Annotated in this window: 30 protein-coding genes, 6 tRNA genes, 1 other RNA gene and 1 riboswitch; of the genes, 35 read left to right on the top strand and 2 right to left on the bottom strand. The window is 56.2% G+C overall.

Features of this window, described 5'->3' with window-relative positions:
- The first annotated feature begins 52 nt into the window (after positions 1–52).
- The 33 genes from MOMUL_RS02440 to rsmI all read left to right on the top strand — a co-directional run bounded on the left by MOMUL_RS02440 (position 53) and on the right by rsmI (position 22411).
- Positions 53–143 (top strand) — tRNA-Ser (locus MOMUL_RS02440).
- Positions 144–163: 20 nt separating this feature from the next.
- Positions 164–259, top strand: a tRNA-Ser gene (locus MOMUL_RS02445).
- Positions 260–277: 18 nt separating this feature from the next.
- Positions 278–409, top strand: coding sequence for a hypothetical protein (locus tag MOMUL_RS17470; protein ID WP_269085175.1), 132 nt, complete (start codon positions 278–280; stop codon positions 407–409).
- A 10-nt stretch (positions 410–419) separates the two neighbouring features.
- Positions 420–496: transfer RNA gene (locus tag MOMUL_RS02450), tRNA-Arg, on the top strand.
- Positions 497–508: 12 nt separating this feature from the next.
- Positions 509–585: transfer RNA gene (locus MOMUL_RS02455), tRNA-Arg, on the top strand.
- A gap of 23 nt (positions 586–608) precedes the next feature.
- Positions 609–1064 (top strand): tRNA adenosine(34) deaminase TadA, encoded by a 456-nt coding sequence (gene tadA / locus MOMUL_RS02460; RefSeq protein ID WP_106007102.1) that lies wholly within the window; start codon positions 609–611, stop codon positions 1062–1064.
- Positions 1051–1146, top strand: a tRNA-Ser gene (locus MOMUL_RS02465). Before tadA ends, MOMUL_RS02465 begins: the two co-directional genes overlap by 14 nt.
- Before the next feature lie 136 nt (positions 1147–1282).
- Positions 1283–1378, top strand: a tRNA-Ser gene (locus MOMUL_RS02470).
- 20 nt (positions 1379–1398) lie between these two features.
- Positions 1399–1663: signal recognition particle sRNA large type (ffs, locus tag MOMUL_RS02475), an RNA gene on the top strand.
- Between the two features lie 97 nt (positions 1664–1760).
- A complete protein-coding gene (dnaX, locus tag MOMUL_RS02480; RefSeq protein ID WP_062281027.1) occupies positions 1761–3470 on the top strand; it encodes a DNA polymerase III subunit gamma/tau in 1710 nt (569 codons plus the stop codon).
- A 26-nt stretch (positions 3471–3496) separates the two neighbouring features.
- The gene (locus tag MOMUL_RS02485; RefSeq protein WP_062281455.1) at positions 3497–3805 is read left to right on the top strand and encodes a YbaB/EbfC family nucleoid-associated protein; all 309 of its coding nucleotides are present in this window, start codon (positions 3497–3499) and stop codon (positions 3803–3805) included.
- 3 nt (positions 3806–3808) lie between these two features.
- Positions 3809–4408 carry a recombination mediator RecR gene (gene recR / locus MOMUL_RS02490; RefSeq protein WP_062281030.1) on the top strand — a complete coding sequence of 200 codons (600 nt, stop codon included), beginning with the start codon at positions 3809–3811 and terminating at the stop codon, positions 4406–4408.
- Between the two features lie 66 nt (positions 4409–4474).
- The gene (locus MOMUL_RS02495; RefSeq protein ID WP_062281032.1) at positions 4475–4741 is read left to right on the top strand and encodes a DUF2508 family protein; all 267 of its coding nucleotides are present in this window, start codon (positions 4475–4477) and stop codon (positions 4739–4741) included.
- Complete coding sequence (locus MOMUL_RS02500) at positions 4731–5006, top strand: pro-sigmaK processing inhibitor BofA family protein (protein WP_062281035.1); 276 nt, start codon at positions 4731–4733, stop codon at positions 5004–5006. Before MOMUL_RS02495 ends, MOMUL_RS02500 begins: the two co-directional genes overlap by 11 nt.
- Before the next feature lie 271 nt (positions 5007–5277).
- Complete coding sequence (locus MOMUL_RS02510) at positions 5278–5817, top strand: hypothetical protein (protein WP_236712948.1); 540 nt, start codon at positions 5278–5280, stop codon at positions 5815–5817.
- Positions 5818–5862: 45 nt separating this feature from the next.
- Positions 5863–6954, top strand: a complete 1092-nt coding sequence (locus tag MOMUL_RS02515; RefSeq protein WP_062281043.1) for a ferredoxin oxidoreductase — start codon at positions 5863–5865, stop codon at positions 6952–6954.
- The gene (locus MOMUL_RS02520; protein ID WP_062281046.1) at positions 6954–7742 is read left to right on the top strand and encodes a thiamine pyrophosphate-dependent enzyme; all 789 of its coding nucleotides are present in this window, start codon (positions 6954–6956) and stop codon (positions 7740–7742) included. Before MOMUL_RS02515 ends, MOMUL_RS02520 begins: the two co-directional genes overlap by 1 nt.
- On the top strand, positions 7732–8298 hold the full coding sequence (locus MOMUL_RS02525) for a 2-oxoacid:ferredoxin oxidoreductase subunit gamma family protein (RefSeq protein WP_062281048.1): 567 nt from the start codon (positions 7732–7734) through the stop codon (positions 8296–8298). Before MOMUL_RS02520 ends, MOMUL_RS02525 begins: the two co-directional genes overlap by 11 nt.
- A complete protein-coding gene (locus tag MOMUL_RS02530; protein WP_062281051.1) occupies positions 8295–8600 on the top strand; it encodes a 4Fe-4S dicluster domain-containing protein in 306 nt (101 codons plus the stop codon). The genes MOMUL_RS02525 and MOMUL_RS02530 overlap by 4 nt, the downstream gene beginning before the upstream one ends.
- Before the next feature lie 655 nt (positions 8601–9255).
- Positions 9256–9543 (top strand): type II toxin-antitoxin system Phd/YefM family antitoxin, encoded by a 288-nt coding sequence (locus MOMUL_RS02535; protein WP_062281053.1) that lies wholly within the window; start codon positions 9256–9258, stop codon positions 9541–9543.
- Positions 9540–9953 (top strand): putative toxin-antitoxin system toxin component, PIN family, encoded by a 414-nt coding sequence (locus tag MOMUL_RS02540; protein WP_062281055.1) that lies wholly within the window; start codon positions 9540–9542, stop codon positions 9951–9953. Before MOMUL_RS02535 ends, MOMUL_RS02540 begins: the two co-directional genes overlap by 4 nt.
- Before the next feature lie 219 nt (positions 9954–10172).
- Positions 10173–10235: riboswitch (cyclic di-GMP riboswitch) on the top strand.
- A 40-nt stretch (positions 10236–10275) separates the two neighbouring features.
- Positions 10276–10632: a hypothetical protein gene (locus tag MOMUL_RS02545; protein ID WP_153018197.1), complete on the top strand. Its 357-nt coding sequence runs from the start codon at positions 10276–10278 to the stop codon at positions 10630–10632.
- A 476-nt stretch (positions 10633–11108) separates the two neighbouring features.
- A complete protein-coding gene (gene fmt / locus MOMUL_RS02555; protein ID WP_064774311.1) occupies positions 11109–12032 on the top strand; it encodes a methionyl-tRNA formyltransferase in 924 nt (307 codons plus the stop codon).
- 326 nt (positions 12033–12358) lie between these two features.
- A complete protein-coding gene (locus MOMUL_RS02560; RefSeq protein WP_062281063.1) occupies positions 12359–13753 on the top strand; it encodes an FAD-binding oxidoreductase in 1395 nt (464 codons plus the stop codon).
- 13 nt (positions 13754–13766) lie between these two features.
- A complete protein-coding gene (locus MOMUL_RS02565; protein WP_062281064.1) occupies positions 13767–15125 on the top strand; it encodes an FAD-binding oxidoreductase in 1359 nt (452 codons plus the stop codon).
- 18 nt (positions 15126–15143) lie between these two features.
- Entirely contained in the window at positions 15144–16439 is a 1296-nt protein-coding gene (locus tag MOMUL_RS02570; protein ID WP_062281066.1) for a (Fe-S)-binding protein, read from the top strand.
- Positions 16440–16551: 112 nt separating this feature from the next.
- Positions 16552–17328 carry a polysaccharide deacetylase family protein gene (locus MOMUL_RS02575; protein WP_062281068.1) on the top strand — a complete coding sequence of 259 codons (777 nt, stop codon included), beginning with the start codon at positions 16552–16554 and terminating at the stop codon, positions 17326–17328.
- Positions 17329–17379: 51 nt separating this feature from the next.
- A complete protein-coding gene (locus MOMUL_RS02580) occupies positions 17380–18810 on the top strand; it encodes an aminotransferase class I/II-fold pyridoxal phosphate-dependent enzyme (RefSeq protein ID WP_062281069.1) in 1431 nt (476 codons plus the stop codon).
- Between the two features lie 49 nt (positions 18811–18859).
- Positions 18860–19495: a dTMP kinase gene (tmk, locus tag MOMUL_RS02585; protein WP_153018198.1), complete on the top strand. Its 636-nt coding sequence runs from the start codon at positions 18860–18862 to the stop codon at positions 19493–19495.
- The gene (gene holB / locus MOMUL_RS02590; RefSeq protein WP_062281072.1) at positions 19496–20371 is read left to right on the top strand and encodes a DNA polymerase III subunit delta'; all 876 of its coding nucleotides are present in this window, start codon (positions 19496–19498) and stop codon (positions 20369–20371) included.
- A gap of 73 nt (positions 20372–20444) precedes the next feature.
- Positions 20445–21254: a PSP1 domain-containing protein gene (locus MOMUL_RS02595; protein ID WP_062281074.1), complete on the top strand. Its 810-nt coding sequence runs from the start codon at positions 20445–20447 to the stop codon at positions 21252–21254.
- A complete protein-coding gene (locus MOMUL_RS02600) occupies positions 21244–21561 on the top strand; it encodes an initiation control protein YabA (protein ID WP_062281077.1) in 318 nt (105 codons plus the stop codon). Before MOMUL_RS02595 ends, MOMUL_RS02600 begins: the two co-directional genes overlap by 11 nt.
- Entirely contained in the window at positions 21554–22411 is an 858-nt protein-coding gene (gene rsmI, locus MOMUL_RS02605) for a 16S rRNA (cytidine(1402)-2'-O)-methyltransferase (protein WP_062281079.1), read from the top strand. Before MOMUL_RS02600 ends, rsmI begins: the two co-directional genes overlap by 8 nt.
- Positions 22412–22448: 37 nt before the next feature.
- On the opposite strand, the gene MOMUL_RS02610 is transcribed toward rsmI, so the two are convergent.
- Entirely contained in the window at positions 22449–22706 is a 258-nt protein-coding gene (locus tag MOMUL_RS02610; RefSeq protein WP_062281082.1) for an AbrB/MazE/SpoVT family DNA-binding domain-containing protein, read from the bottom strand.
- Positions 22707–22890: 184 nt separating this feature from the next.
- Here MOMUL_RS02610 and metG point away from each other — a divergent pair, with 184 nt between their 5' ends.
- Both metG and MOMUL_RS02620 read left to right on the top strand, forming a co-directional pair.
- The gene (gene metG, locus MOMUL_RS02615; RefSeq protein ID WP_062281084.1) at positions 22891–24846 is read left to right on the top strand and encodes a methionine--tRNA ligase; all 1956 of its coding nucleotides are present in this window, start codon (positions 22891–22893) and stop codon (positions 24844–24846) included.
- The gene (locus MOMUL_RS02620) at positions 24847–25617 is read left to right on the top strand and encodes a TatD family hydrolase (protein WP_062281086.1); all 771 of its coding nucleotides are present in this window, start codon (positions 24847–24849) and stop codon (positions 25615–25617) included.
- Here MOMUL_RS02620 and MOMUL_RS02625 read toward each other — a convergent pair whose 3' ends face one another.
- On the bottom strand, positions 25618–26745 hold the full coding sequence (locus MOMUL_RS02625; protein ID WP_062281089.1) for an AAA family ATPase: 1128 nt from the start codon (positions 26743–26745) through the stop codon (positions 25618–25620). It lies immediately after the preceding gene.
- Positions 26746–26865 lie beyond the last annotated feature (120 nt).

The following is a 26865-nucleotide window of genomic DNA, read 5'->3' on the forward strand; positions in this document are numbered from 1 at the left end:
TTTTAAATTGACAGCGACGGCAAGGGTATGTTATACTATTCTTGCCAGTTGTGGAGGGGTGTCCGAGCGGTTTAAGGAGCTGGTCTTGAAAACCAGTGATGCTCTTACGGGCACCGTGGGTTCGAATCCCACCCCCTCCGCCAGTAACAAAGGAAGAAGGCGTGGAGAGATGGCCGAGTAGGTCGAAGGCGATCGCCTGCTAAGCGATTGTACGGGTATAAAACCTGTACCGTGGGTTCGAATCCCACTCTCTCCGCCACAGGATGCCGGCGCCGGAATGCGCCGGTTTGATTTTATCTTTGGGGCGGCCCGCCAGGTCCGCGGCCCTGTGGCCGGAGCCGGCGTAGATATGTGGTGTGTACCCTTGACTTGCTCCTACATCTCTGGTACAATTAACTCTGCCGGTTGAAAAAGTTTGTGCGCCCGTAGCTCAACGGGATAGAGTAACTGGCTACGAACCAGGAGGTTGGGGGTTCGAGTCCCTCCGGGCGCGCCATTTTTTATTCGTGCGTCTGTAGCTCAGGTGGATAGAGCAGCGGTTTCCTAAACCGCGTGCCGGGGGTTCGAGTCCCTCCAGGCGCACCAGAATACCAGCGAGGGGGTCCCGTGTGGACCACCGTTTCTATATGGGGGAAGCCCTGGCCGAGGCAGAAAAGGCCTTTGCCCTGGGGGAAATCCCCATCGGCGCTGTAGTAGTAGAAGGGGAGCGAATTATTGCCCGGGCCGGTAACCGGCGGGAAACCTGGGGTGACCCTACGGCCCACGCCGAGATTATCGCCTTGCGGGAAGCGGCCCGGGTACGGGGCAACTGGCGGTTGACAGGTACTACCCTGTACGTCACCCTGGAACCCTGTCCCATGTGTGCTGGCGCCCTGGTGCAGGCCAGGGTAAAGAGGCTGGTTTATGGTGCCCCGGATTTACGCGCCGGGGCTGTAGATTCTGTAGTCAATCTGGTGGAAAATCCCCATTTTAACCACCAGGTGGAGGTTATCACCGGCATCCGTGAAGAGGAATGCCGGCAGTTATTAAAACGTTTTTTCCAGCAACTGCGGAGAGATGGCTGAGCTGGTTGAAGGCGCTCGACTCGAAATCGAGTAGGCGGCTGAAGAGGTCGCCTCGTGGGTTCGAATCCCACTCTCTCCGCCAGCAAAAGTTAATTAAGGGGTGTTGCCGTTATAAATGGCCTCCCCTTTTTCTTAAACGCCTTGACATGCTCTTCTGAAGCAGCTTGCATTTAGCCGCACTTCGCTGTATAATTTTTATATAAACAACAGATTTGCGCGGAGAGATGGCTGAGTTGGTCGAAGGCGCTCGCCTGGAGAGCGAGTAGACGGGTCACAAACCCGTCTCGTGGGTTCGAATCCCACTCTCTCCGCCATTTTAATTTTATAGCTTTGACCGTGCTAGACGGGGAGGTAGCGGTGCCCTGTAGCCCGCAAACCGCTATAGCGGGGTCGAAGTCCCACTGGCGGGCCTGACCTGTGGGGTCCGGCCGGTGCAAGGGGCGAAGAGAGCCGGGTCCTGCGCGACGAGGACTCATGAACCCCGTCAGGTCCGGGAGGAAGCAGCGGTAAGTGAGCCCCCTCGGGTGCCGCGGGAGTGCCTGGTTGGAGTTACCTGCGCCGGTAACGCCCGGAGGCCATGTTCAACAGTGGGTGCACGGTCACCTAATGAGACAAGAAGGGATTATTCGAGCGGGGAATAATCCCTTTTTATATATTTATTTATCGCCTCTCCCCGAGAAAAAGAAGGTGAGGATCTTGGCCCAGTACCAGGCCCTGTACCGGCAATGGCGGCCGCGCACCTTTGCCGAGGTAGTGGGGCAGGAACATATTACCCGTACCCTGCTCAATGCCCTGCGCAACCATCGCCTGGTCCACGCCTACCTTTTCTGCGGTCCCCGGGGCACCGGGAAAACCAGTACTGCCAAAATCCTGGCCAAAGCCGTCAATTGCCAGTCGCCCCTGGAAGGAGAACCGTGCAATGAGTGCCCCAATTGCCGGCGCATCAATGCCGGTAACTCCCTGGATGTCCTGGAAATCGACGCTGCCTCCAACCGGGGCATCGACGAGATCCGTGAATTAATTGAAAAGATCCCCCTGGGGCCGGTAGAGGGCCGCTACAAGGTTTATATTATCGATGAAGTCCACATGCTGACGCCGGAAGCCTTTAATGCCCTGTTGAAAACCCTGGAAGAGCCCCCGGCCCATGCCCTTTTTATCCTGGCGACTACAGAGCCGCGTAAAGTACTGCCGACCATCCTTTCCCGCTGCCAGCGCTTTGATTTTCGCCCCCTGGCGGCGGCAGCCATCAGCGGGCGCCTGCAGCAGGTGGCGGCGGCCAATAATGTCCAGATCGAGCCGGCGGCCTTAAGCCTTTTGGCCCGCAAGGCTGCCGGGGGGTTACGCGACGCTTTAAGCCTCCTGGACCAGATCATGTCCGCCGGCGACCAGGAGATTATTACGGCCGAACAGGTGGCTGCAATCCTGGGTACGGCGCGCCTGGATACCCTCCTGGCCATAACCGATGCCCTGGCAGCCGGCGATGGGGCAAATATGCTGCGCCTGGTAGATACAGCCCTGCAAGCGGGGGTAGAACCCCAGCGGCTGCTGGAGGACCTGCTGGAGCATACCCGCAATCTCCTTCTTTTGCATATGGACCCCCGGGCCGGAGAGTTTACCGGCCTCCTGCCGGAAGAGGTGGAACAGGTGGCGGCCCAGGCGCAAAAATTTACTCCCCGGCGCCTGCTGGACCTTATGGAACGGCTGCAGGAGGGTGGAGCAGCCCTGCGCTGGAACAACCAGCCCCGGGTCCTCATGGAAATGACCCTGGCCGGATTCCTGGTCGATCCCGGCCCTTCCCTGGAGGACCTGGCCCGCCGGGTGGAGGAACTGGAAAAACGCCTGGCCGCCCTGGACGGCAGCGGGCGTGCAAAAGGGCAACTGCCTGAAATAAAACCCGGGGAAACACCGGCGCGGCCCGGGCTTGCCGGCAGGAGCCAGCACGTTCCGGAGACGACCGGCCAGAGAAAGGCGGAAGGCATGACTTTGCCTGGTAAAGGGGAAAGCTATGCTTCCAGGACCCGGCCTGCAACCCGGCAGCAGGAAGGAGTTACGCCTGCCGGCTCTCCTCCATTAGAATTATTTACCGTCCAGGAGCGCTGGCCGGAGGTCCTGGCAGCGGCCCGCCGGGAAAGCGTCCACCTCCAGGCTTATTTACGGGCCGGGGAGCCGGCGGCTGTCAGTGGGGACAGCCTGACCCTGGAAGTCAAAACGGATTTCCACCGCGGCATGCTGGAACAGGCCGCCAACCGGCAGAAGGTGGAAGCCGTCCTGGCCAGGGTTTTCGGCCGGCCCCTCAAGCTCGTTATTACGGCGGGGAGGCCGCCTGTGGACGGGGCGAGCCAGGAAGAAGTATTAGATAAGCTGGTAGAATATTTCGGCCCCGACAAAGTGGAGATCAAGGATTAAAAAGGAGGACGGTCAAGCCCGTGGGTATGAACAATATCAACAAGATGATGAAGCAGATGCAAAAGATGCAGGCCCAGATCGCCAAACTTCAGGACGAGCTGGGGGAAAAGACAGTGGAAGCAGCCGCCGGCGGCGGTGCCGTTGTGGTTACGGCCAACGGCCGCCAGGAAATTGTCGGTATTAAAATTGACCCGGCTGCCGTGGATCCTGAAGATGTGGAAATGCTCCAGGACCTGATCCTGGCAGCTGTCAACGAAGCCCTGCGCCAGTCCCAGGAAATGGCGGCCAGGGAAATGGGAAAAATTACCGGGAACATGCGGCTGCCGGGGTTTTAAAAAATGAATTACCCGGAACCCCTGAACAAACTGATTGCGGCCCTGGGCAAACTGCCGGGAGTAGGGCCCAAAACAGCCCAGCGCCTGGCCTTCTATCTTCTCAACGCCCCGGCGGCAGAGGCGGAAAACCTGGCAGCAGCCATCCTGGAGGCCCGCCGGAAGACCCATTATTGCTCTGTATGTGGCAACCTCACCGACCGCGATCCCTGCCTCCTGTGCACCGATCCGGAACGGGACCATACCATCATCTGCGTGGTGGAAGAGGCCAGGGACATAGTGGCCCTGGAAAAAACCCGCCAGTACCGGGGCTTATACCATGTGTTGCAGGGGGCCATTTCACCCGTGGACGGGATAGGGCCGGACCAGCTCAGGGTTAAAGAACTTTTAAGGCGCCTCCAGGGGGGGAAGATCAGGGAGGTAGTCCTGGCTACCAATGCCGATGTGGAAGGAGAGGCGACGGCCCTTTATCTCGCCAGGCTGTTAAAGCCCCTGGCCGTAAGGGTGACCCGCCTGGCCTACGGCCTGCCCGTAGGGAGCGATCTGGAATACGCCGATGAAATTACCCTGGCCCGGGCCTTCAGCGGCCGCCACGAAATGGAATAAAAAGTAGGCAAGAAATTATTCCCAGCTGCATATTTTATAAGCAAACAGCAGTTGGGAGGTGGCCGCATGCAGGAGTGGAGCCTGAACGCAGACCTGGAAGTGCTGGCCGAAGCTATCAGGGAGGCCCGGGCAGAATGGTGGGCGGCCCAGCGCTTTTTTGCCGAGGTAACGGAATCCGATCTGGTGGATCAGGCCATCTACCGTCTGGAGGCGGCAGAAAGGAAATATATGTACCTGTGGAAGCTGGCTCGTAACTGGCAACAAAAAGACGGCCTGCAACCGCAAGCCTGTGGCGGGGAAAGCGGGTTAAGGAGTGGTACCTGTGGGCGGTGATACCGTACAGCTTATACTGGCCGGTGTTTTCTTGTTATTTCTTATTTATCTTATAGGCGGCCTTTTATTAAAACCCTTGAAGTTAGTTTTTAAGATTGTTGTTAACTCCTTGTTCGGGCTTCTCCTCCTCTGGGCCTTTAACTTTTTTGGCGCCTATTTTCATTTTTTTATCCCCCTGAACTGGCTCACTGTTTTAATCGCCGGTTTCCTGGGACTGCCAGGATTAATCCTGCTGATCTTTTTGCGCCTGGTCCTGGGGACGTGAGGGAGGCACCAGCGTTGGCCCGTAGCACCGGCAGTCCGGTTAAAGCCGGGCTTTTTTATTTTTTATGCAGCCTTTCAAAGCGGGTGGCATGCCTTATTCGGAAGTATGCTATTCCTGCAGGAGCGCATACTAACTACCGGGGTGAAGAAAAGCGCGTATTGTCGAGGCTTACCTGGGTGAGTACGGCAGCGGCAAGTCGGAAAACGCTGTTAACCGGGCTGTTTTTTTACGGGAGCAGGGACGGCAGGTAACCCTGGCCGACCTGGATACCGTGGAACCGTGCTATACTTTGCGCCCCCTGAAACTCAAGCTGGAAGCCATGGGGATCGAGGTGCTGGCCTGGGAGACGCGGCAGGTGACCGGCTGGGGTGAGGCCGGGACGGTCCTACACCCGGCCGTCCGCTGGGCCCTTAATCGGCATGGGGACGTGATCATCGATGCCGGCTATGGCACGGCCGGGGCCGGTATGTTGCATTTACTGGAAGGAGCGGGGACGGCCCCCGATCTCCGGGCCCTGGCTGTGATCAATACTGCCCGCCCGGCGACGGCCACGGTGGAGGATATTATCGTTCACGTGCGCTCTTTAGGCCGTGTGGACGGCCTGCTCAACAACACCCACCTGGGGGAAGAGACAACGGTAGACCTCATCCAGGACGGGGCCAGGAAGGTAACTGCTGCGGCCCGGGAATTAAACCTCCCGGTAGTGGCCACGGCAGTAATGTTCGAGCTGGTCCCATTAATCGGCGAGCGCGATATTTGTGGTAACCCTGTCCGGGCAATCAAACGCTACATGCCCCTGGCATTCTGGTAGGGGTATTTTCACAGGGGGATTTGCGCAGGAACGGGGTGTATAATTATGGCAACCAGGCCAGTTACGGGCGAGCAGCGGGCCTTCATGACCGGCAACGAGGTGGTGGCCTGGGCGGCCCTGGCCGCCGGGGCCGACATCATGTACGGCTACCCCATTACGCCGCAGAATGAAATCATGCACTACTGGACCCGGATGGCGTCCAAATATGAGCGGGGCTTTCTCCAGACGGAAGATGAAATCGCGGCCGGTTTTGCTACTGTCGGGGGTGTCCTGGCAGGGAAGCGGGCCTTTACGGCTACGGCCGGGCCGGGCAACGTCCTGATGCAGGAAGCCATGGCCATGGCCGAAATGATGCGCCTGCCCACGGTAGTTGTGGTAACCCAGCGCGGCGGTCCTTCGACGGCCACGGTCATCTATTCCCAGCAGGAGCTCAATCTGACCTGTTTCGGCGGCAATGGCGAGGGCTTGAGGATTGTTTATTCCCCGTCTTCCCATGATGAGCTGTTTCTTTATACCATTAAAGCCTTTAACAGCGCGTGGAAATACCGTTTCCCCACCTTTGTCCTGGGGGACGGGTATCAATCCAAAATGCGGGAACCGGTAACCATCTTCGACCCTGAAGCCCGGGGCATTACCATGGAACCGTGCCGCCCCATGGTGGGCCTGCCGGGCCTGCCGGGAGAAGAGCGCGACCCGGCCCACCTGCGCAATACCTATAACCTGGAAGATGAGCTTTATGAGGTGCTGATGACCGCCATAAAAGAGTATGAAGCCATAGCGCCGCAGGTGGTGGAGTGGGATACCTACGCCGTCGATGACGCCGAGTTGCTTATTATTGCCCACGGGGTTGTTTCCCGGGCCGCCCGGGCGGCCGTTGTTTCCCTGCGGGAAAGAGGTTTCAAGGCCGGCTATTTCCGGCCCGTAACCTTACGGCCCTTCCCGGCGGAAACCTTGAGGACCCTGGCAGCCCGGGCCCGCAACCTCATGGTGGTCGAGTCGGCCTACGGCCAGCTAAAACGGCAGGTCCAGGCCGGCCTTTACGGCCTGGAGACGCCGGTCACCGGCTACCTGCGCCCGGGAATGGGGATTACGCCGGAAGAAATAGTGGAGTTTGTCCATGCGAAGGAGCTGATCTAATGGCCATCGCCGCCCAACCGCAAATGCCCCGGGTATGGCGGGCGGAGACCAAGCCCCACAAGTTTTGCCCCGGCTGCGGCCACGGTATAGTCCTCAAAGCCCTGGGGGAGGCTATCGACGCCCTGGATATCCAGGAACGAACTATCTTTGGATGCGACATCGGCTGCTCGCTGCTTTCCTGGGACTTTTTCAACCTGGACACCGTCCAGACCCACCACGGCCGCACCACGCCGGTGCTGGTGGGCATCAAGCGGGCGCGGCCGGAACTGGTGGTCGTTTCCTACATGGGCGACGGCGGCGCCTACGCCATCGGCGCCCAGCACCTGGTCAGCAGCGCCAGCCGCAACGACCTGGTGACGATTATCGTGGTCAACAATACCGTCTACGCCATGACCGGCGGCCAGATGGCCCCCACCACCCTGCCGGGACAGAAGACGGAAACCACCCCCTATGGCCGCGACGCCAGGCTCACCGGCCGGCCCATCCTGGGCCCGGAACTGGTGGCGGCCATTGCCCCGCCGGGAGCCTACGTCGCCCGGGGGAGCATAGCCAATATCGTCCAGCTGAAAAACTTTATCCAGAAAGGCCTGCAGAACCAGCTGGAAGGCCGGGGTATCGCCTTTATAGAGGCCCTGTCGTCCTGCCCCACCAACTGGCACACCAATGCTGCCGCGACCTGGCGTTTTGTGGAAAAAGAAATGACCGCCTATTTCCCTGTCGGGGAGCTGAGGACACCGGAAGAGAAACCGTCCGGCCGGTTCCAGGAGGTACCACCTTATGAGTCTTAATCTCAAAATCGCCCTGGCCGGGGAAGGAGGGCAGGGGGTGCAGTCGGTGGCCGAGATTATCACCGAGGCGGCCTACCAGGCCGGCTTCCAGGCCCTTTATATCCCCAATTTTGGCGTCGAACAGCGGGGCGGCGTTTCGGTGGCCTTTGTCCAGGTAAGCAGTGAGCCAGTGAGCGCGCCTAAATTTACTACCGGTGATATTGTGGTAGCTTTGAGCCACCGGGCCGTAGAGCGGGTACGGCAGTATGTAGGCGAAAAGACTTTACTGGTTTATGAGGCCGGCCTGGAAGACGACGTGCGGCAGGTTTACGGGGAAAGGCAGAGACGCCTGGCCGTCCCGGCCCTGGCCATAGCCCAGGAGGAAATGCACCCCAGGGTCTTTAACGTCATCATCCTGGGAGTACTGGTGGGCGTAACGGGCTTTTTAGAGCGCCGGGATGTAGAACAGGCCCTGGAACGCCAGTTTGGCCACAAGTTTGCTCAGGACCCGGACCTCAGGGAATTAAACTACCGTGCCCTGGAGCGGGGGTACGAGATAGGGAGAGAGAACTTATGAGCGTCACTTTCAAAGCCATTACCACCGAGAATGGCAAAGGGCTCTTCCATCTGTTCCCGGCCCTGTGCAAGGGCTGCGGCCTCTGCATCGAGAAGTGTCCTGTAGACACCATCGGCTGGGCTAAACAACTGGGGGCCTTCGGCACGCCGGTGGTAGAGCCGGGGCACGGGAAACCCTGCATTGCCTGTAAAAAATGCCAGCTGGTCTGCCCCGATGCCGCCATCTGGATCGAAAGGCGCGACGGCAAGGGCCGGGATACTAGCCTGACAGCTGCTCCGGAAAAGCATGTCCAGCATAAGTGAAAACCAGGCAATACCTATCCTTTGTTGCTGCCAGGCAGTTTTTAATTGCTCATCTTCGGTGGAATTTATCAACAACGTTTCTACAATCTCCAAGTTAGCCTTTTTGGTGAATTCATATTTATGTTGAGCACTTCCCTATAATAGAGTCCTGCTAAGATTGAGGTAATGCTTTTAAAAGCATATTAAGTTTAGTTGTATTTACTTCTCCTTTGTTACTAATAGTTTCTTTACCTAATTTTTAATAATGCGGAGTACCTTTTGGGCTCCTTCTCTTTTAGCCAGCTTTTCCTCCGACAGTTGGACGCGGGGCAGGAAGCTGGCGTAGATCCATTTTGATGGCTTGTAAGTTGGCCAGAAAGCGGCGTAAATAAAACTACAGGTGAGAAATATCCCAGTAGAGATGCCGTCAGCGCTCTTTTAGAAACTTAGGGGTCTCCGTAGGGAGAAATGGAACTCCAGCACCAATGGCAGTAAAGCCTTTGCCGACCTGAAGCTCCATGATATCTCCATATCTCCAACACCATCATAAGGATCTATAGATGGGTCCGGAACCCTATTTTATGCAAAAGCCGCAAGGCTAATTTTATTGTCTTTATTGATATATGTAGCCTGATCGTGTACAATTAGTGTATCATAACTTCCGGGGGGCTTAAAGGTGCGTTTTGTGACCGTGCGTGAATTAAGGATAAAATCGGGCGAGATATGGCGCCAGTTACAAAAGGAGGGAGAGCTGGTAATTACCTCTAATGGCAAGCCGGTGGCGGTACTTTCCAATATAGAAGAAAAATATCTGGAAGAGTACTTGCAAAACTTGCGCCGTGTCCGGGCAGTACTGGCTGTAAAAAATATGCAAGCAAGAGCCAGGGAAAAAGGATTGGATAAAATTAAGGACGCAGAAATTGAAGCTGAAATTAAAGCCGTTAGACGGAGCCGCAGCCAATGAAAATTGTCCTCGATACAAACGTGTTGGTTTCGGGACTTTTGAAAGCCCATAGCCATGCCGGTACCATTGTCCGGCTCATTGCTAACGGTCGGATCAGGGTTGTTTATGATGCCCGTATCCTATCTGAGTACCGCGAAGTGCTTTGTCGTCCCAAATTTGGTTTTGCCAAAGCAGAAGTTGATGCCCTCATAACCCTGATCGAAGCAGAAGGTATTCTAGTGACAACTGAACCCTTGCCGGTGCCATTACCAGATCCTGATGACGAACCTTTTCTAGAAGCTGCTATGGCCATTGAAGGAGCCATACTTGTTACAGGCAACAAGAAACACTTTACGTTGCCTGAATCTCCGGTAACTATTCTCAATCCTTCGGAATTTATCTCCCTTTGGCGAAATATCAAACATAAATAATGCACTTTAGCCCGGAAGGTTTTGCGAAAATATATTATTTAACAAAGAGGATGAGAAAAGTAATTTACTGGACACAGGGCTCAGGGTCCTGCGCGAAGTCGATCAATTTTTCTTCAGCCTGAGCTCTGGAAATATATACGGATAAAAATATATAAAACTAGCCGCTGAGTGCCATCCTACGACAGGAAAATTTAGGTTATGGCTAATAATGGCATAAAATACAGTATAGGGCAAACCGGTCCGAAAGGCTGGGGCGCAAAGCCACGCATTTCGTCTGCCAAATACCGCATCATATCCTTCTAAAACCGCATTTTGCCCTAATTTGGAGGAAAGAGAAGCTGGTTGCGGATTAAACAGTGATGGTACTCAGTCTGAAAGTCTTTTATATGCCTCATGGCATAACAACCTGAATTTTGAGCTTGCAAATTTTAACAGGGGTTTGGAATTAATTACTTCGTGTACAGAAAAAGAAGTAAACGGCGTCAATTTGAGTAATTTATATTTTGCAATCGAAATGTTTACTGATACAAATGACCTTTTCATCCTAAGAGGTTTAAAGAATGCTGAGAATATACCAGAGGGTTTGGGAAATAAGTTGATTAGTCCAGAAATCCTTCCTCACCTGGACTACGTGTTTGAAACGGTTAACACTTTAAAGGAAATTAATAAGAAGATATGATTATAGTAGAGATTATGTTAGGCAGTGGAAAAAAATGATGGAAAGGAGTAAATTGGTTGGAAAAATTTCTTAATAGTACCATCTGGAATACATTTATTCTTATAGTAATGGGGATAATAGCTTTCTTCACTAAAGAGATCGTAACCTTTTTTATGCTTGGATTTATAATTATTATCCTATCAAACATCTATAATGTCCTTAAAAAAATTAGTGATAAAATAGATAAATTACCCTGAAGGAGGTCTAAAACGCCTCTAGATTCTTAAAAACGCTATACTATCTGCCCAAAACAGGAACAGAAGGTTCATGTCTCCTGGCCACGATAGAGGCAAGAGTATATGGTCTGGCAGCCTGACGGCTACGCCGGAAAAGCATTGACAGGGATGATGGAATAAGGATATATTAAAGTTGAGGGAAAATTTATAATCCCCATCTACCTGTCAGGGGTAGGCAAAAATAGGGGAGGGGAGATGTTTTTGCGTATTATCTTTATTGGCCAGGCGCCCTTTGGTAAAGACTGCCTGCAGGCCCTCCTTGACCAGGGGGAAGAAATTGCCGGCGTCCTCACCGTGCCGGACCGGCCGGGGCAAAAGGGACCCAATCCGGTTAAAGAGCTGGCCCTGGAGCGCGGCCTGCCCCTCTTGCAGCCTGCGCGTTTGAAGGAACCGGAAGCCATGCAATGGGTTAAAAACCTCCGGCCCGATCTGCTGGTACTGGCCTTCGTAACCGATATTGTTCCCAAGGCCATGATTGACCTGGCCACTTACGGTGGCATTAATTATCACCCTTCATTGCTACCTAAATACCGCGGTGGCAGTGCCATGAACTGGGCCATTATCAACGGCGAAACGGAAACGGGCGTTACCATCCATCAGATTGATGCCGGTATTGATACGGGTCCCATTATCCTGCAGCAGAAAGTGGCTATCGACCCTGATGATACGGTAAAATCATTATACTTTGAGAAACTCTACCCCTTAGGCGTGCAAATGGTAGCCGAGGCCGTCCGTTTAATCCGGGAGGGGAAGGCCAATCCGGTGCCCCAAGATGAAAGGCAAGCGTCTTTCCAGCCGGTAATTAAGGAAGCAGATGTGCAAATCGACTGGCGCCAAAGTACCCAAAAGATTTACAACCTTATCCGCGGTTCCAACCCACATCCGGGGGCCTGGACTACCTTCCGGGGGGAAAAGCTAAAGATATGGGAAGCCAGGCCGTACCGGGCTTACGGCAACCCGGGTACCGTAGTAGAAATCCCTGGCGAGGAAGGCTTTGTTATCGCTACAGGAGACGGGGCCATTCTGGCCCGCCGGGTGCAGTACGGCAGCTCCCCCGACAAGACCCTTGCCCTCCAGTTTGTAGCGAACGCTGCTATCCGGCCGGGTGAACAGGTGAGAATTTAACAATATTTCCTGTCTGCTGGTTAGACCATAAGACAGGTAGCTAATTAATAAAAGGAGGAGAAAAAGCGTTATCAGCGGTTTATTTTGCCTATCTAAAGGATATTATAAACCAGACAATTCTTGACACCTGTCCAAAGTTATTGCTAGAGTTAAATTAATGAATATTATAGCTTTGTGATATTACTAACAAAATAGAGACAGGGGGCTGGTGCCGGCGAAAATATACTTTTTTACCCTGGTCGCACCGCTGGAGAGCGGTGCCTGGATATAGATAATGTAATGAGCCTGGCCATGATTTTTAATGGGGAAGGGAGAGGGGTTTAATAATGGTCGAACAATCAACCCTTAACGAGCTGGTGAGAATTGCCGGCAGGGAAAATGTCTTAACGTCTAAAGTATCTTTGAATACCTACATGTACGATGCTTCCCTCGTTTACGGCCAGCCCGAAGTTGTTGTCTATGTACAGAATGCCCAGCAGATAGCTGCTATCTTGAAGCTGGCCAGCAGTAAAAAGATCCCGGTAACCCCCCGGGGGGGCGGTACATGTTTGAGCGGCGGTGCCGTGCCGCAGCGCGGCGGGATAGTTATGGTCATGACCAGGATGAACCGCATCCTGGAGATTGATCCCGAAAACCGCGTGGCGGTGGTGGAACCGGGCGTTACCAATATGGAACTGCAAAAGGCCGTCGCTCCTTATGGTTTGGTTTACATGCCCGACCCGGCCAGCCAGAAGGTATCGACCATGGGAGGCAACCTGGGGGAGAACTCGGGCGGCATGCGCGGGATCAAATACGGCCTCACCAGGGACCATATTATCGGGATGGAGCTGGTTTTATCGAGCGGTGAAATTGTGCAAATCGGGGGCAAACTGGAGCCGATAGCCCAGGAATTAAACCTCAATGCTCTGCTGATCGGTTCGGAAGGCAACCTGGGCATTGTCACCAAGATAATTTGCAAATTGACGCCGGCGCCCCGGGCCAACCGCACCATGCTGGCCATCTATAAAACCCTTGAAGATGCCGGCACGTCAGTCTCGGCCATAATTGCCCGCGGCATTATCCCCTGTACCCTGGAACTGATGGACAACAAGATCATCAATGCCGTTGAAGACTGGCTGCATATCGGCCTGCCGGTAGATGCAGGAGCTATACTTTTAATAGAAGTTGACGGTTGGGATGCCGGCCTGGACCGCCAGGCACAGCAGATAATGCAAATCTGCCGGGAGAATGGGGCTACCGATGTAAAGCTGGCCCAGAATGCCCGGGAACGGGATAACCTGTGGACGGCGCGGCGTATGGCCATTGGCGCCATTGGCCGCCTGGCCCCCAATTACGATATGGAAGATGCCACCGTACCCCGCACCAAATTACCGGAGATCCTCAAGGAAGTTAACCGCTTGAGCCAGGAATATAACGTCCCCATTGGCATGCTGGCCCACGCCGGCGACGGCAACCTGCATCCCCTGGTTCTTTTCGATGAGCGGAATAAAGAAGAAATGGAACGGGTGGAAAAAGTCAGGGCCGCCCTTTTCCGCAAGGCTCTGGACCTGGGTGGCACCCTGTCTGGCGAGCATGGCATTGGCCTGGCCAAATTGGAATTTATGCGCTGGGCCTTCAACCCGGAGGAACTCCAGTTTTTACGCCGGGAACGCCTGGCCTTTGATCCCAGCGAGATATTGAACGCCGGTAAAACTGTACCCGATACCGATACGGCGGCCTGAGGAGGACAGCAAAATGCGGCAAGAAAACATTCATAAACTGGAGAAGATCCTTGGCAGCGGGAATTGTCAGGTAGACCCAGACATCCGGCGCCAGCACAGCTGCAGCAAGACGGCCCTGCCGGACGCTGTTGTCTACCCGGAGAGCAGCCAGCAGGTAGCTGAGGTTTTGCAGGTCGCCGGGAAAGAGGGCATACCTGTGGTCCCCTGGGGAGCCGGTACCATGGCCCGGCGGGGCTTGTTGCCGCTGGCGGGAGGTTTGGTAATCAACCTTACCCGGATGAATAAAATTATTGAATATGATTATGAGAACATGACCGCCTATGTGGAAGCTGGTATCCCCCTGGGCGAGCTGCAAAAGACATTGCGGACCCATAACCTGTACTGGCCCGTCGAGCCGGTAGAACCTGACACCTGCACCGTTGGCGGGTGCATAGCCGCCGGCGCGTCAGGCCCCAGCAAGCTCGGTTATGGCGATGTTAAATTCCATATTTTAGGCCTGGAAGTTGTTTTACCTACCGGGGAAATTATCCGCACCGGCGGGAAAACCGTTAAAAACGTTCAGGATTATGATAACACCCGTTTTCTGGCCGGTTCCTGGGGAGCTCTGGGCATTATTACCAAGGCTATGTTGAAACTAAGGCCTGTGCCGGAGAAGGAAACAACGGTTTTCTTGCCCTTTAAACAACTGGCAGACGCCATAGCAGCGGCTCGCCTCATCAGGAATGACACCTTACCTGTGGCCCTGGAATTACTGGACGGCGCCGCCATAGCGGTACTGGCCCGGGCCGGGTGGAAGCCTGATGGTAAGGGACCCGGCGTGCTGGTGGCCTATAATGGCTTTAGGGAACAGGTAGACACCCAGGTTGATTATGTCAAAAAACAATTTCCGGCTGCCGCCATCCTGGAAGGGGAGGCAGCTGCAGCCGCCTGGCAGGCCCGCCGGCAGCTATTTCCGGTCTTTGCCGGCGAATCCGGGGCCATCCTGGCCAGCGTAGCCGTACCTTTTACTGCCCTGGAGGCATTTTTAACCCGGGCCTGCGACGAGCTGGACCGGAGCCGCAAAGGAGCAGCCCTGGTAGCCCATTTCGGCAACGGGCACGTTCATATTTTCCTTGACGAGGCTCCCAGCGCCTATGCCGGTGTAGAGGAAACAGTTAATCGCCTGGCAACACTAGCCGGGGACCTGGGCGGGCTGCTGGTTGTAGATAATATCGATGACCTGACTTTAACGCGGCGCTGGGTTGAAGCGCGGGGGAGGGCTGTTATGGAGTTACTGTCCCGGCTTAAGGCGGCCTTCGATCCGCAGCGGATTATGGCCCCCAACAGCAAGGTCCTGGCGTATGTTATTGATAACAGCAGGGCGGCATCCTGAGACGAGGAGGAACAGGTAATGGTCAAGACTTTTCGGCAGTATGAAGAAGATATCGTGCGTTGTAACCGGTGCGGCTTTTGCGAAGAGGTATGCCCTACCTATAAGGTAACCGGCGAGGAGTTTTCCCTGGCCAGGGGGCGCAACCGTTTGATGCGCCAGTCCATGGAAGGACACTTTGATTTAACCAAAGAGCGGGAGATAAACCATCATATTTATTCCTGCCTCCTCTGCGGCGCCTGCGTCGTCACCTGCCCCTCCTCTGTTATTACCGATACCCTGGTTAAGGCTGCCCGGGCGGAAATTACCCGTGCCAACGGCAATCCTTTCCCTATCCGCATGGCCCTGCACGGTGTTCTGGCCAGGCAGAGGCGCCTGACCCTGGGGGCGAAGGCCCTGCGCTTTTACCAGCGCAGCGGCGCCAGGTGGCTCGCCCGCCATACCGGCTTCCTTGGTTTGCTGGGGTCCCTGGGCAAGGCTGAAGGGCTGCTGCCCGACATCCCGGCCCGTACCTTGAGGGAACGCTTACCGGAAGTTTTAAAGAAGCCCCTGAAACCCCGCCATAAAGTGGCCTATTTTGCCGGTTGCATGATGAACAACTTCTTCCCCCAGGTCGCCGAATCTACCCTGCGAGTTTTCCAGGAAAATGATATCGAGGTTGTGGTACCGGTTTCCAACTGCTGCGGTATTCCCCACGAGGCTTACGGCGAGACGGAAATGCATGTCAAGCTGGCCAAAGAAAACCTGGATTCCTTTAAACGCTTTAATGTGGAAGCGGTAGTTACCGATTGTGCCAGCTGCGCCCACGGTCTCCACTATTATGCCGAACTCCTTAAAGATGACCCGCAGTATGGCCCCCTGGCGCAGCAGTTTGCCGCCAAAGTAAAGGAAGCCTCCCAGTACCTGGCGGAAGTGGGCTTTAAGAAGGAGATGGGGCCGGTCAACGCCACCGTAACCTACCATGATCCCTGCCATGCCGTCCGGGGCCTGAAAGTCAAAGATGAGCCGCGCCAGATTTTAAAGAGCATCCCGGGAGTCAAATTTGTGGAAATGAACGAGTCCGACTGGTGCTGCGGCGGTGCCGGCTCCTATAACGTTACCCATTATGATTTATCGCAGCGAATCCTGGCCCGTAAGATGGAGAACTTTAAGAAAACCGGGGCCCAGTACTTGGCAACTTCCTGCCCGGCCTGCCTGATGCAGCTGGCCCATGGGCTGGACGTCCACCAGCTACCCGGCCGGGCCATCCACGTCATGCAACTCCTGGACCAGGCTTACCAGAACCGGGCTGTGAAGAGCGGTGCCAGGGCTGTTTAAGGGAACTGGCAGCTTGAGCCCCCTGTCCGGCCGGCAGGGGGCTTATCTTATCCCCCTTTTCATTTCATATAACAATACAGGGCTGAATAGGATCATCTCAGGGGGTGAGGAGATGATCCTGTTATGGCGCCGGCGCCGGTTGGTCAACATCCTGATCCCGGCGCTGCTCTTTTTCCTGGGTCTCTACCTTGGCGCCAGGCTGGCCGATTACCAGCCCCTGGCGGCCATGGTTGGGCGGGCCAAGAAATTGTTACCCATATACAGCGTTTACACGACGGAAAAAAAGGTGGCCCTGTCTTTTGATGCCACCTGGGGAGCAGAGTACACACCCAAATTATTAGCCATCTTAAAACAGCATAATGTTAAAACGACCTTCTTTTTAACCAATATCTGGCTTAAGAAATATCCCGAAGTAGCCAAACAGATCGCCGCCGCCGGCCATGAGATCGGCCTGCACTCGGCCACCCATCCCCATTTTACCTCCTTAAGCGAGGCGGAAATGGAAAAGGAGCTCCAGGAAAATAGCCAGATGGTGCGGGAAATAACGGGCTACAAGGCGGAACTCTTCCGCCCCCCCTTTGGCGACTATAACGACACGGTTATCCGTACCGCGGAGCGCCTGGGGTACCGGGTTATCCAGTGGGATGTGGATTCCCTGGACTGGCAGGAACACATGACGGCCGCTGCCATCTTAAACCGGGTGCTGAAAAACATTAAACCCGGCTCCATTGTTCTCTTCCACAATAACGGTCGCTATACGGCGGATGTTTTGAGCCCCCTCCTGGAAAAGCTCAAGACCGACGGCTACCAGGTCGTGCCGGTAGGGGAGCTGATTGTCAAGGGGGATTACTATATTGACCACGCCGGCGTGCAGCATCCAGGCCGTTGAGGATCCCGAAAAAGTATTTTGCAGGTTGGGGATGTATGTTACAATAACATCGTGAAGACCCAAGGGCGGGCGCCTCTCTGGGAGGCGCTTTTAAATTACCGGCGACAGCGACTTAATTCCTGGCATACACCGGGTCATAAGGACGGAGCCTATACCTGGCCCTCCTGGCGGCAGGCCCTGGGGGAGGAAACCCTGGGGCTGGACCTGACCGAGGTGCCGGGACTGGACAACCTGGCCTGTCCCGGCGGGGTGATCCGGGCGGCCCAGGAGAAGGCCGCCGCCTTTTACGGGGCGGCGCGGACCTTTTTCCTGGTGAACGGGGCCAGCAGCGGCCTCATGGCCGTCATCCTGGCTACCTGCCGCCCCGGGGAGGAGGTTTTATTGCCCCGTTACGCCCACCGTTCCGTTTTTAACGGTTTGATCTTGAGCGGGGCCAGGCCGGTTTATATGGAAACGGAATGGCTGGCCTCGCCTGGCCTCCCCCTGGGGGTGACCCCGGCAGTTTTAGCCAGAACCCTGCAGGCCCATCCCCGGGCCAGGCTCCTGCTCCTGGTCCACCCCACCTATGAGGGCATCGTCCCCTGGAGCAAGGAACTAATCGCCCTGGCCCATGACCATGGCCTGGCTGTCCTGGTCGATGCCGCCCACGGCGCCCACTTCGGCCTTGACCCAATGCTGCCGCCCTCACCCCTGGCCCTGGGGGGGGATTATGTGGTTCAGAGCACCCACAAGACCATGGGGGCCCTTACCCAGGCGGCCATGTTGCACCTGCGGGAAGCCGGGACAGGTGATGCAATAGCAGCGGCTTTAAACCTTTTACAGACCACCAGCCCTTCCTATTTACTCCTGGCTTCCCTGGATGTGGCCCGGCTCCGGGCGGAAGAGCGGGGCCGGCGGGACTGGGGCCAGGCTGTGGCCAGGGCGTTGCGGCTGCGGGAAGAACTGGCGGCAGCTGGCATACCCTGCCTGGCTCCTGCAGATGTGACTGGACCTGCGGCCGCCGGCCTGGATGTCACCCGCCTGCTGCTGCCGGCGGCCCCCTTCGGTACCAGCGGGCCGGAAGTAGCTACCTTCTTACGCCGCTATGGCCAGGAGGTAGAGCTGGCCGGGCCGGACTATATCCTGTTAATCATCACCCCCGGCGACGGCGAGGCCAAAATAAAATCTCTCCTGGAGGCCTTGCTGGCCCTGCCGCGGGCGGCCGGCCCGTTGCCGCCGGCAGCATGTCGTAAAGGGGGAGCAAGTCCCGGCCCCTGGACAGTCCCGCCCCGGCAGGTGCTGACGCCCCGGGAAGCCTGGCTGGCCCCCCGGCGGGAGATCCCCTTAAGGGAGGCGGAAGGCCGGATTGCAGCAGAACTGATCGCCCCCTGTCCCCCCGGCCTGGCCCTGGTCGTACCGGGAGAGGTCCTGAGCGAGGAAGTACTTGCCAGGCTGGCAGAAATCCGGGGAAAGGAAGGCAGGGTCCTGGTAATTGATGAGTAACTCCTGGGGGCGCGGGGACATACTTTTTAGATAAAGTAGGTGACTTTACGTGCCTGGCGGCCTGTTCATTACCCTGGAGGGGCCGGACGGTTCCGGCAAGACTACCCAGATGGAACGCCTGGAGTGTTTCTTAAGCAGGCGGGGGTTTACCGTCGAATGTACCCGGGAACCCGGCGGGACGCCCCTGGCTGAAGCCATCCGGCAACTGCTCCTGGAACCACGCTATGGTCCAATTGATGCCCGGGCCGAAATCCTGCTTTATGCTGCCGCCAGGGCCCAGCATGTAGCCGAACGCATCCGGCCGGCCCTGGCAGCAGGAAAAATAGTCCTCTGCGACCGCTTTACAGATTCCAGCATCGCCTACCAGGGTTACGGCCGCAGGCTGGGGATAGAGCTGGTGCGCCAGGTTAACAACTTGGCTACCGGCGGCCTTTTACCGGATCTTACCCTTTTAATAGATGTACCGGTAGAGTTGGGATTGGCGCGGCTCCGGGGGAAAGGACCCGCCGACCGCCTGGAGGGGGAGGACCTCGACTTTCACCGGCGGGTACGCCGGGGTTACCTGGAATTGAGGCGCCTGGAGCCGCAGCGCGTCCGCCTCATTGATGGTACCGGTTCCCCGGATGCTGTGTGGTCGCAGATTGAAAAGGTAGTAGAGCCCTGGCTGGAAGCGAGGGGAGGATAAATGGCAGCAGGAGAGCAGTTGGCAGGAGCGAAGCCGAAGGCTTTAATGACTGCCCGCCAGCAGCTGCGGCAGGCCCTGCAAAGGGGGAAACTCGTCCATGCCTACCTCCTGGCAGGCGGCAGTGAGGCCGCGAGGATGGAACTGGCCAGGTACCTGGCTGCGACCCTGAACTGCCAGGAGCCCCGGGAGGGGGAACCCTGCGGCCGCTGTCGTTCCTGCCAGCAGATGGCCGGCGGCAACCACCCGGACTTTTATCTCTTCAAGCCCCAGGGTGCCACTCTAAAAATTGACCAGATCCGGGAACTGGAAAGGCAGTTGACCTTCCGGGCCTTCCAGGGAGGGGCCAGGGTGGCCGTCCTGGCCGGGGCCGATACCATGACCGAAGCAGCAGCCAACTGCCTGCTGAAGACCCTGGAAGAGCCCCCGGAAGGAGCCTACCTTATTTTACTGGCTGCCCAGCCGGACTTATTGCTGCCCACCATCCGTTCCCGCTGCCAGGAACTGCACCTGGGCGGGGAAGGCGGGGTATCACCTGCCGGGGCCACCTACTGGAACCGCCTGGCAGGGGCTGGTTTAGCGGCTATGCTGCAGGAAATCCTGCCCGAGCTGGAAAAGGAGGATGATCTCCCGGCCGTTCTCCAGGCCATGGCCCTGGCCTGCCGGGACCAGCTGGTCTGGCAGTTAACAGGAACGGCAACACTATTACTGCAGCCAGGGTACCTTTTACCGGTACCCCTGTCACCGGCGAAAGCCTGGCGCTGTTTCCAGCTTATCCAGGCTGCCCGGGCGGCCATTGAACGCAACGGCAACCGCCGCCTGGCCCTGGAAGTACTGATGTTTAACCTGCACCGGGAGCTGGCCAGCACCCCTGAATAGAGGGGGGGACTCTTCATGATGACTGGCTTCCGCCCTTATTAAAACAGGAGAAAATGCAGGGGGGTGAAACAAGATAGTTACTGTTATAGGCGTTCGGTTTAAAAAGGCCGGTAAAATATATTACTTTGATCCCGGCGAACTGGAGCTTACCAGGGGCGACCATGTAATCGTGGAGACAACCCGGGGCCTGGAATATGGTGAGGTGGTCATTCCGCCCCGCCAGGTTGATGAAGGCCAGGTAGTGCAGCCTTTGCGGCCGGTTATCCGCCGGGCAACGGCGGCCGATACCGAACAGGTAAATATCAACCGCCAGAAGGAAAAGGAAGCATTTGCCATTTGCCAGCAAAAAATTGCCGAGCACGGCCTGCCTATGAAATTAATTGACGTCGAATTTACCTTTGACGTCAGCAAAATCATTTTCTATTTTACGGCCGAAGGCCGGGTCGACTTTCGCGAGCTGGTCAAAGACCTGGCGGCCGTTTTCCGCACCCGCATAGAATTACGCCAGATTGGGGTCCGGGATGAAGCCAAGATGCTGGGCGGGCTGGGTTGCTGCGGCCGGCCGGTTTGCTGTGCCACTTTTCTGGGTGAGTTTGACCCGGTTTCCATCCGGATGGCCAAAGAACAAAACCTGTCTTTAAATCCTACCAAGATTTCGGGCCTGTGCGGCCGGCTCATGTGCTGCCTGCGTTACGAAAATGACGTTTATGAGGAGGCGCGACGCCACTTTCCTCCCTGTGGCGCCATGGTCCAGACACCGGCAGGTGCAGGCCGGGTAACAGGGCACAATATCCTTAAGGAAACCGTCATGGTCGAAATACCCGAGCATGGTACTATGGAATTTCCCCTGAAAAATATCAGGAGAGAAGATCATGAGCAGTAATTTTGTGGATTCTCAAGGCGGTACCCTGGCCGTAGCCCTGGCTGAACTGGAAGGACACCTGAGTGAGGTTTTAAAGGAAGTGCGGCACCTCCGGGCTTTAGCGCGGGCCCTGGAGGAAGAAAACCAGCGCCTCAGGACCATCATGTTCGCGGACCAGGCCGGGGAAGGTGGTTACCAGCAGCTTTTACGCTTTTATGAGGAGGGTTTTCACGTATGCCCGCCCCATTTTGCCCGGGTGCGGGACGGGGAGGGCTGCCTTTTTTGCCAGAGTTTTTTAGAGAAGAAGGGGTTACAGTCCCATGGCTAACCTTTACCTGGTAGCCACGCCCATCGGTAACCTGGAGGACATTACCCTGCGAGCCTTAAGGGTCCTGCAGGAGGTCGATTTAATCGCTGCCGAGGATACCCGGCGTACCCGGGAACTCCTGGCCCATTATGACCTGCACACACCCCTGACCAGTTACCACCGCCACAACCAGGCCAGCAAAACCCCTTATTTATTAAAGCTTCTCCAGGAAGGCAGGGATATCGCCCTTGTTTCCGATGCCGGCCTGCCGGGCATCAGCGACCCGGGAGAAGAGCTGGTGCGGCGAGCGATAGCCGCCGGCATCATAGTAGTGCCCATTCCCGGTGCCAACGCCGCCCTCGCTGCCCTGGTGGCGTCCGGGTTACCGGCTGGCCGTTTCGTCTTTGAGGGTTTTTTGCCCCGGGCCGGGAAGGAGCGCCGGGAACGGCTGGCGGCCCTGGCGGCTGAGGAACGGACCCTGATTTTCTATGAGGCCCCCCACCGCCTGGTGGCTACCCTGTCGGACTTGCTGGCAACCCTGGGAGAACGGCGGGTTGCCGTCGGCCGGGAGCTGACAAAAAAATTTGAGACCATCTGGCGGGGGTTGCTGTCGGAAGCAGTAGCACACTTCCACGCCAACCCGCCCCGGGGAGAGATTACCCTGGTAGTGGCCGGGGCCGGGCCGGCACTCCTGCCGGCTTATGACCCGGCCCGGGCGGCAGCGGAGGTGGCGGAGCTGGAGGCGGCCGGCCTCGACCGTAAAGAGGCTATGGCCAGGGTAGCCCGGCGTTACGGCCAGCCCCGGCGGGAGATTTACCGTGCCTGCTTGCAGGCCCTCAAAAAAGGTGGCGAGGCCTTCCTGTCAAAATAAAAAGGCGCCCGGAGGCGCCCCTTTTACCTTACCTGACTTAGACAGCCCTGGCCTGCTGGCTCATGGCTTCCAGGCATGCCCGGCAGACGTTTTTGCCATGGAAATTGACGATATCTTCCGCATTGCCGCAGAAAACACAGCCGGGCTCATACTTTTTCAGGATAATTTTCTCATGGTCGACGTAAATCTCCAGGGCGTCTTTTTCATCGATGCCCAGGGTGCGCCGCAGCTCAATGGGAATGACTACCCGGCCGAGCTCGTCAACTTTACGTACCACACCCGTAGATTTGATCATGGCTCTCCCCTCCCTATTTCAACATGTTTCGACAACCTGTCTATATGGTACCAGTGTTTCCAGTAAAAGTCAACCATATTTTGGACAAAAAATTAGCCTTCTCGCGCCATTATAGCCAAAACTTGACAACTTGCTCTTTTTTTTAATATAATACTCCTGAATTTGCCGAAAGGGGACGACCAGGATGGGGGACAAGGTTTTTTACGTTACCACCCCTATTTATTATCCCAGCGATAAACTGCATATTGGTCATGCCCTGACGACCACCATGGCCGACACCCTGGCCCGCTACAAGCGCCTGCGGGGTTATGACGTTTATTTCCTCACCGGTTCCGACGAGCACGGCCAGAAGATCCAGCGTAAGGCCCGGGAAGCTGATCTTCCGCCCCAAAAGTATGTCGACCGTATTGTGGCTACTTTCCAGGAACTCTGGCGCCGTCTTAATATTTCTTATAACGACTTTATTCGCACCACCGAACCGCGCCATACGCGGGTAGTCCAGCATCTACTGCAGAAAATTTACGACCAGGGGGATATCTATAAGTCCACCTACGAGGGCTGGTACTGTACCCCCTGTGAAACCTTCTGGACGGAACGGCAGCTCAAGGACGGCAACTGCCCCGACTGCGGCCGGCCGGTGGAACTGGTCAAGGAAGAAAGCTATTTCTTCCGGATGAGCAAATATGCCGATCGCCTGCTGCAATATATAAAAGAACACCCTGACTTTATCCTGCCCGTTTCCCGGCGCAATGAGATGATCAGCTTTATCGAGGGTGGCCTGGAGGACCTGTGTATTTCCCGGACCACCTTTGACTGGGGTATACCGGTGCCCATGGACCCCAGGCACGTTATCTATGTCTGGTTTGATGCCCTCACCAACTACATCTCCGCCCTGGGCTACGGTACCGAAGATGATCACCTTTTCCGTAAATACTGGCCGGCCGCCGTGCACCTGGTGGGTAAAGATATCGTCCGCTTCCACACTATTATCTGGCCCATTATCCTCATGGCCGCCGGCATTGACCCGCCGCGCCAGGTCTTTGGCCACGGCTGGCTCCTGGTGGACGGCGGCAAGATGTCCAAATCCAAGGGCAATGTTGTCGATCCCATGGTGCTCATCGACCGCTACGGCGCCGATGCCATCCGTTATTTCCTCCTGCGGGAAATGCCCTACGGCGCCGACGGTTACTACAGTGAAGAGGCTTTAATTACCCGCCTCAATACCGACCTGGCCAACGACTTTGGCAACCTGTTGAGCCGCACGACGGCCATGATTGAAAAATTTAACGGCGGGGTAATAGCGGCGCCCTCAGCCCCGGAGCCCCTGGATGAGGAGTTAAAGGCTATAGCCAGGGCTGTGCCGGATGAGGTGGACGCGGCCTTGAACAATTTTGAATTCGCGCGGGCTCTCACGGCCATCTGGCGCCTGGTTAACCGGGCCAATAAATACATCGAGGAGACGGCTCCCTGGGCCCTGGCTAAAGACCCTTTAAAGAAACCGCGCCTGCAGACGGTCCTTTACAACCTGGCCGAGGCCATGCGCCAGGCTACCATCATGGTAGGGCCCTTTATGCCCGGCGTACCGGCCCGGGTGTGGGAGCAGCTGGGCCTTGCGGATGTCCCCGCGGCCCTCACCTGGGAGAGCCTGGCCACCTGGGGGGGCATCCCTGCCGGTACCCGGGTGAAAAGAGGTCCAGCCCTCTTCCCCCGCATTGAACTTAACGAACAGGAAGGAGAGGGACCGGTGGCAGTACAGGAGACTCCAGCGGCAGCATCGCCTGCAGTTAAAGAAGAAACTGTTGCTAAACCCGGTGAAGAAGAGATAACCATCGAGGAATTCGCTCGCATTAAACTAAGGGTAGCTGAAGTCCTGGCGGCAGAGAAGGTGGCCAACGCCGACAAGCTCCTGAAGCTGGAAGTTAAAGTTGGTGACGAGCGGCGGACCATCGTGGCCGGCATCGCCCGCTACTACCGGCCGGAAGAACTGGTGGGCAAAAAGGTGGTCATTGTGGCTAATTTGAAGCCGGCCAAACTCAGGGGTATTGTCTCCCAGGGGATGGTACTGGCGGCCGTCGCTGGCGACACCTTAAGCCTCATCACACCGGAGCGGGCTATCCAGGACGGCGCCCAGGTGCGATAAATGCCGGGACTCATTGACTCCCACGCCCACCTCAACGATCCGGCCTTTGCTGCCGACCTGGCCGGTGTCCTGGGCCGCCTGCAAGAGGCCGGCGTCGTAGCCGTAATCAACGTGGGTTATGATGTATCATCTTCCCGGCGGGCGGTGGAGCAGGCCCACGCTTGGCCCTTTATCTACGCCGCCGTAGCCGTTCACCCCCATGATGCGGCGACTTTCGACGCTGAGGCGGAGGCGGTCATCGGCGGCCTGGCAAGGGACAGCCGGGTGGTGGCCATTGGCGAAACGGGACTCGATTACTACCGCAACCTTTCGCCCCGCCAGCGCCAGCAGGAAGTCTTTCGCTGGCACCTGGAGCTGGCCCGGGCATTACGCCTGCCGGTAATTATCCATGACCGTGACGCCCATGGGGATACCCTGCAGATTTTAAAAAAGGCCGGGCCTTTCCCGGCGGGGGGCGTCCTCCACTGTTTCTCCGGCAGCTGGGAAATGGCCCGGGAGTGCCTGGAGATGGGCTTTTATATCTCCTTTGCCGGCCCGGTGACCTTTAAAAACGCTACCAAGCTGCGGGAGATAGCTGTACGGGTACCCCTGGAGCGGTTACTCATCGAGACGGACTGCCCCTACCTCACCCCGGAGCCCCACCGCGGCCGGCGTAACGAGCCGGCTTACGTGGGCCTGGTGGCCGACGCCATAGCCGCAGCCCGGGGCCTGGTACCGGAAGCCGTCAGCGAAGCCACCGCGGCCAACGCCCGGCGCCTGTTTGGGATTTGATCAGAAAAATTCCCGCAGCACGTAATCACGAAACATCGGCTCAACGAATGTATAAGACCCGCGCCCCTTCTTCTCGATCACTGTTTTAGCCAGCAAATGATCTATCGTCCGTTTAATTTCATTAGGATTGGCGTTTTCTATGCTATAAATGCTGGTTCCTGTGGCAATGCGCTTTAATACCTGGCGTCCAGTGAAACTCAGGTTTAGATCGTCTAGTAATTCATCGTAGATGGGTGCAAGAGTCAGCAGGGCACGATCATATCCCAAGCGTACAAACTCAAGGGATATGGTGTTCTGCCCGGCTTCAAGCAATGCGTAGTATAGTTCGGAACATACAACCATCGTGTCCTGGGGGTGCCCTCCGGTTTTACGGGTAATCTCCTTTATTGCTTCCGGCGTAGATGTGATTCCCCTGGTGCGGAACTTTTTGGCAATATATTCCGCCCAGGCCGTTTCGGGAATCGAGGGTATGGGAAGAATAGTGGCGAACCGGTAAAAGGCTTCCTTTTTGTCAGCGAATAGGGTTTTCATCATGCCCTCTTTTGATCCCAGGAACAAGTAGGCCACATCTTCTTGATTTTGAAAATAGGAACGCATCTTTTTATAGATTCCCGTCCCTGCTACCCGGCAAGCGTCTTGAAATTCATCGAACAAGATAACCACCGGCTTTTTATCCCGTTTAGCCAACACCCCGGGCAAGTTCAGCGCATAGTCAAGCAAGGCTTCATCGCTTTGCTCGCCTTGCGAAAGCCCCAAATCGAGTTCAAGGTCCTGGAGCTTAATTGCCAGTTTCGCAGTGCCGGCAATGGTTTTAGTCCGGTCTTTCCATGCATCGATTGTCTTGCGAATGCCAGTCCTGTTTTCCAGGCAAGCGTTAATCAGCGCAACGGCCAGAGCGCGCTTACTGGAAAGCCGGAAAAGATCAACTGAAGCGATATAAAAACCTTTTACCTTTAGCTGCCTTAGCACCTCATGGGCCAACGAGGTTTTTCCTATGCGCCGTGGGCCGTAAAGCATGACGCTTTGACCCTCAGAGAGCCTGGTTACAAGGGAGGTAATGAAGTCCTCCCTGTCGACGATATCTTCTTCCGCAACAGGACCGCCGATGGGAAATAGCTTACCTGGCATTATCAACGCCCCTTGATATTATTATCCATAATTATTACTTATTATGTAATATTATATTACACAAAGCGTAATAAAGAAATATTTTCCCGGCCAATCCAAAACTCGCTTCAGTAAATAGGG

The sequence above is a fragment of the Moorella mulderi DSM 14980 genome (genome assembly GCF_001594015.1).
GTDB lineage: Bacteria > Bacillota > DSM-521 > Neomoorellales > Neomoorellaceae > Neomoorella > Neomoorella mulderi.

Coding starts and splice junctions, on each gene's coding strand:
- MOMUL_RS02515 (WP_062281043.1), top strand. CDS start 5,863: ATGGCAACCAGGCCAGTTACGGGCGAGCAGCGGGCCTTCATGACCGGC.
- MOMUL_RS02600 (WP_062281077.1), top strand. CDS start 21,244: ATGAGCAGTAATTTTGTGGATTCTCAAGGCGGTACCCTGGCCGTAGCC.
- MOMUL_RS17470 (WP_269085175.1), top strand. CDS start 278: ATGCGCCGGTTTGATTTTATCTTTGGGGCGGCCCGCCAGGTCCGCGGC.
- MOMUL_RS02565 (WP_062281064.1), top strand. CDS start 13,767: ATGCGGCAAGAAAACATTCATAAACTGGAGAAGATCCTTGGCAGCGGG.
- MOMUL_RS02485 (WP_062281455.1), top strand. CDS start 3,497: ATGAACAATATCAACAAGATGATGAAGCAGATGCAAAAGATGCAGGCC.
- MOMUL_RS02525 (WP_062281048.1), top strand. CDS start 7,732: ATGAGTCTTAATCTCAAAATCGCCCTGGCCGGGGAAGGAGGGCAGGGG.
- MOMUL_RS02620 (WP_062281086.1), top strand. CDS start 24,847: ATGCCGGGACTCATTGACTCCCACGCCCACCTCAACGATCCGGCCTTT.
- MOMUL_RS02530 (WP_062281051.1), top strand. CDS start 8,295: ATGAGCGTCACTTTCAAAGCCATTACCACCGAGAATGGCAAAGGGCTC.
- MOMUL_RS02540 (WP_062281055.1), top strand. CDS start 9,540: ATGAAAATTGTCCTCGATACAAACGTGTTGGTTTCGGGACTTTTGAAA.
- holB (WP_062281072.1), top strand. CDS start 19,496: ATGGCAGCAGGAGAGCAGTTGGCAGGAGCGAAGCCGAAGGCTTTAATG.
- MOMUL_RS02610 (WP_062281082.1), bottom strand. CDS start 22,706: ATGATCAAATCTACGGGTGTGGTACGTAAAGTTGACGAGCTCGGCCGG.
- MOMUL_RS02520 (WP_062281046.1), top strand. CDS start 6,954: ATGGCCATCGCCGCCCAACCGCAAATGCCCCGGGTATGGCGGGCGGAG.
- MOMUL_RS02570 (WP_062281066.1), top strand. CDS start 15,144: ATGGTCAAGACTTTTCGGCAGTATGAAGAAGATATCGTGCGTTGTAAC.
- metG (WP_062281084.1), top strand. CDS start 22,891: ATGGGGGACAAGGTTTTTTACGTTACCACCCCTATTTATTATCCCAGC.
- rsmI (WP_062281079.1), top strand. CDS start 21,554: ATGGCTAACCTTTACCTGGTAGCCACGCCCATCGGTAACCTGGAGGAC.
- MOMUL_RS02495 (WP_062281032.1), top strand. CDS start 4,475: ATGCAGGAGTGGAGCCTGAACGCAGACCTGGAAGTGCTGGCCGAAGCT.
- MOMUL_RS02575 (WP_062281068.1), top strand. CDS start 16,552: ATGATCCTGTTATGGCGCCGGCGCCGGTTGGTCAACATCCTGATCCCG.
- MOMUL_RS02625 (WP_062281089.1), bottom strand. CDS start 26,745: ATGCCAGGTAAGCTATTTCCCATCGGCGGTCCTGTTGCGGAAGAAGAT.
- recR (WP_062281030.1), top strand. CDS start 3,809: ATGAATTACCCGGAACCCCTGAACAAACTGATTGCGGCCCTGGGCAAA.
- MOMUL_RS02560 (WP_062281063.1), top strand. CDS start 12,359: ATGGTCGAACAATCAACCCTTAACGAGCTGGTGAGAATTGCCGGCAGG.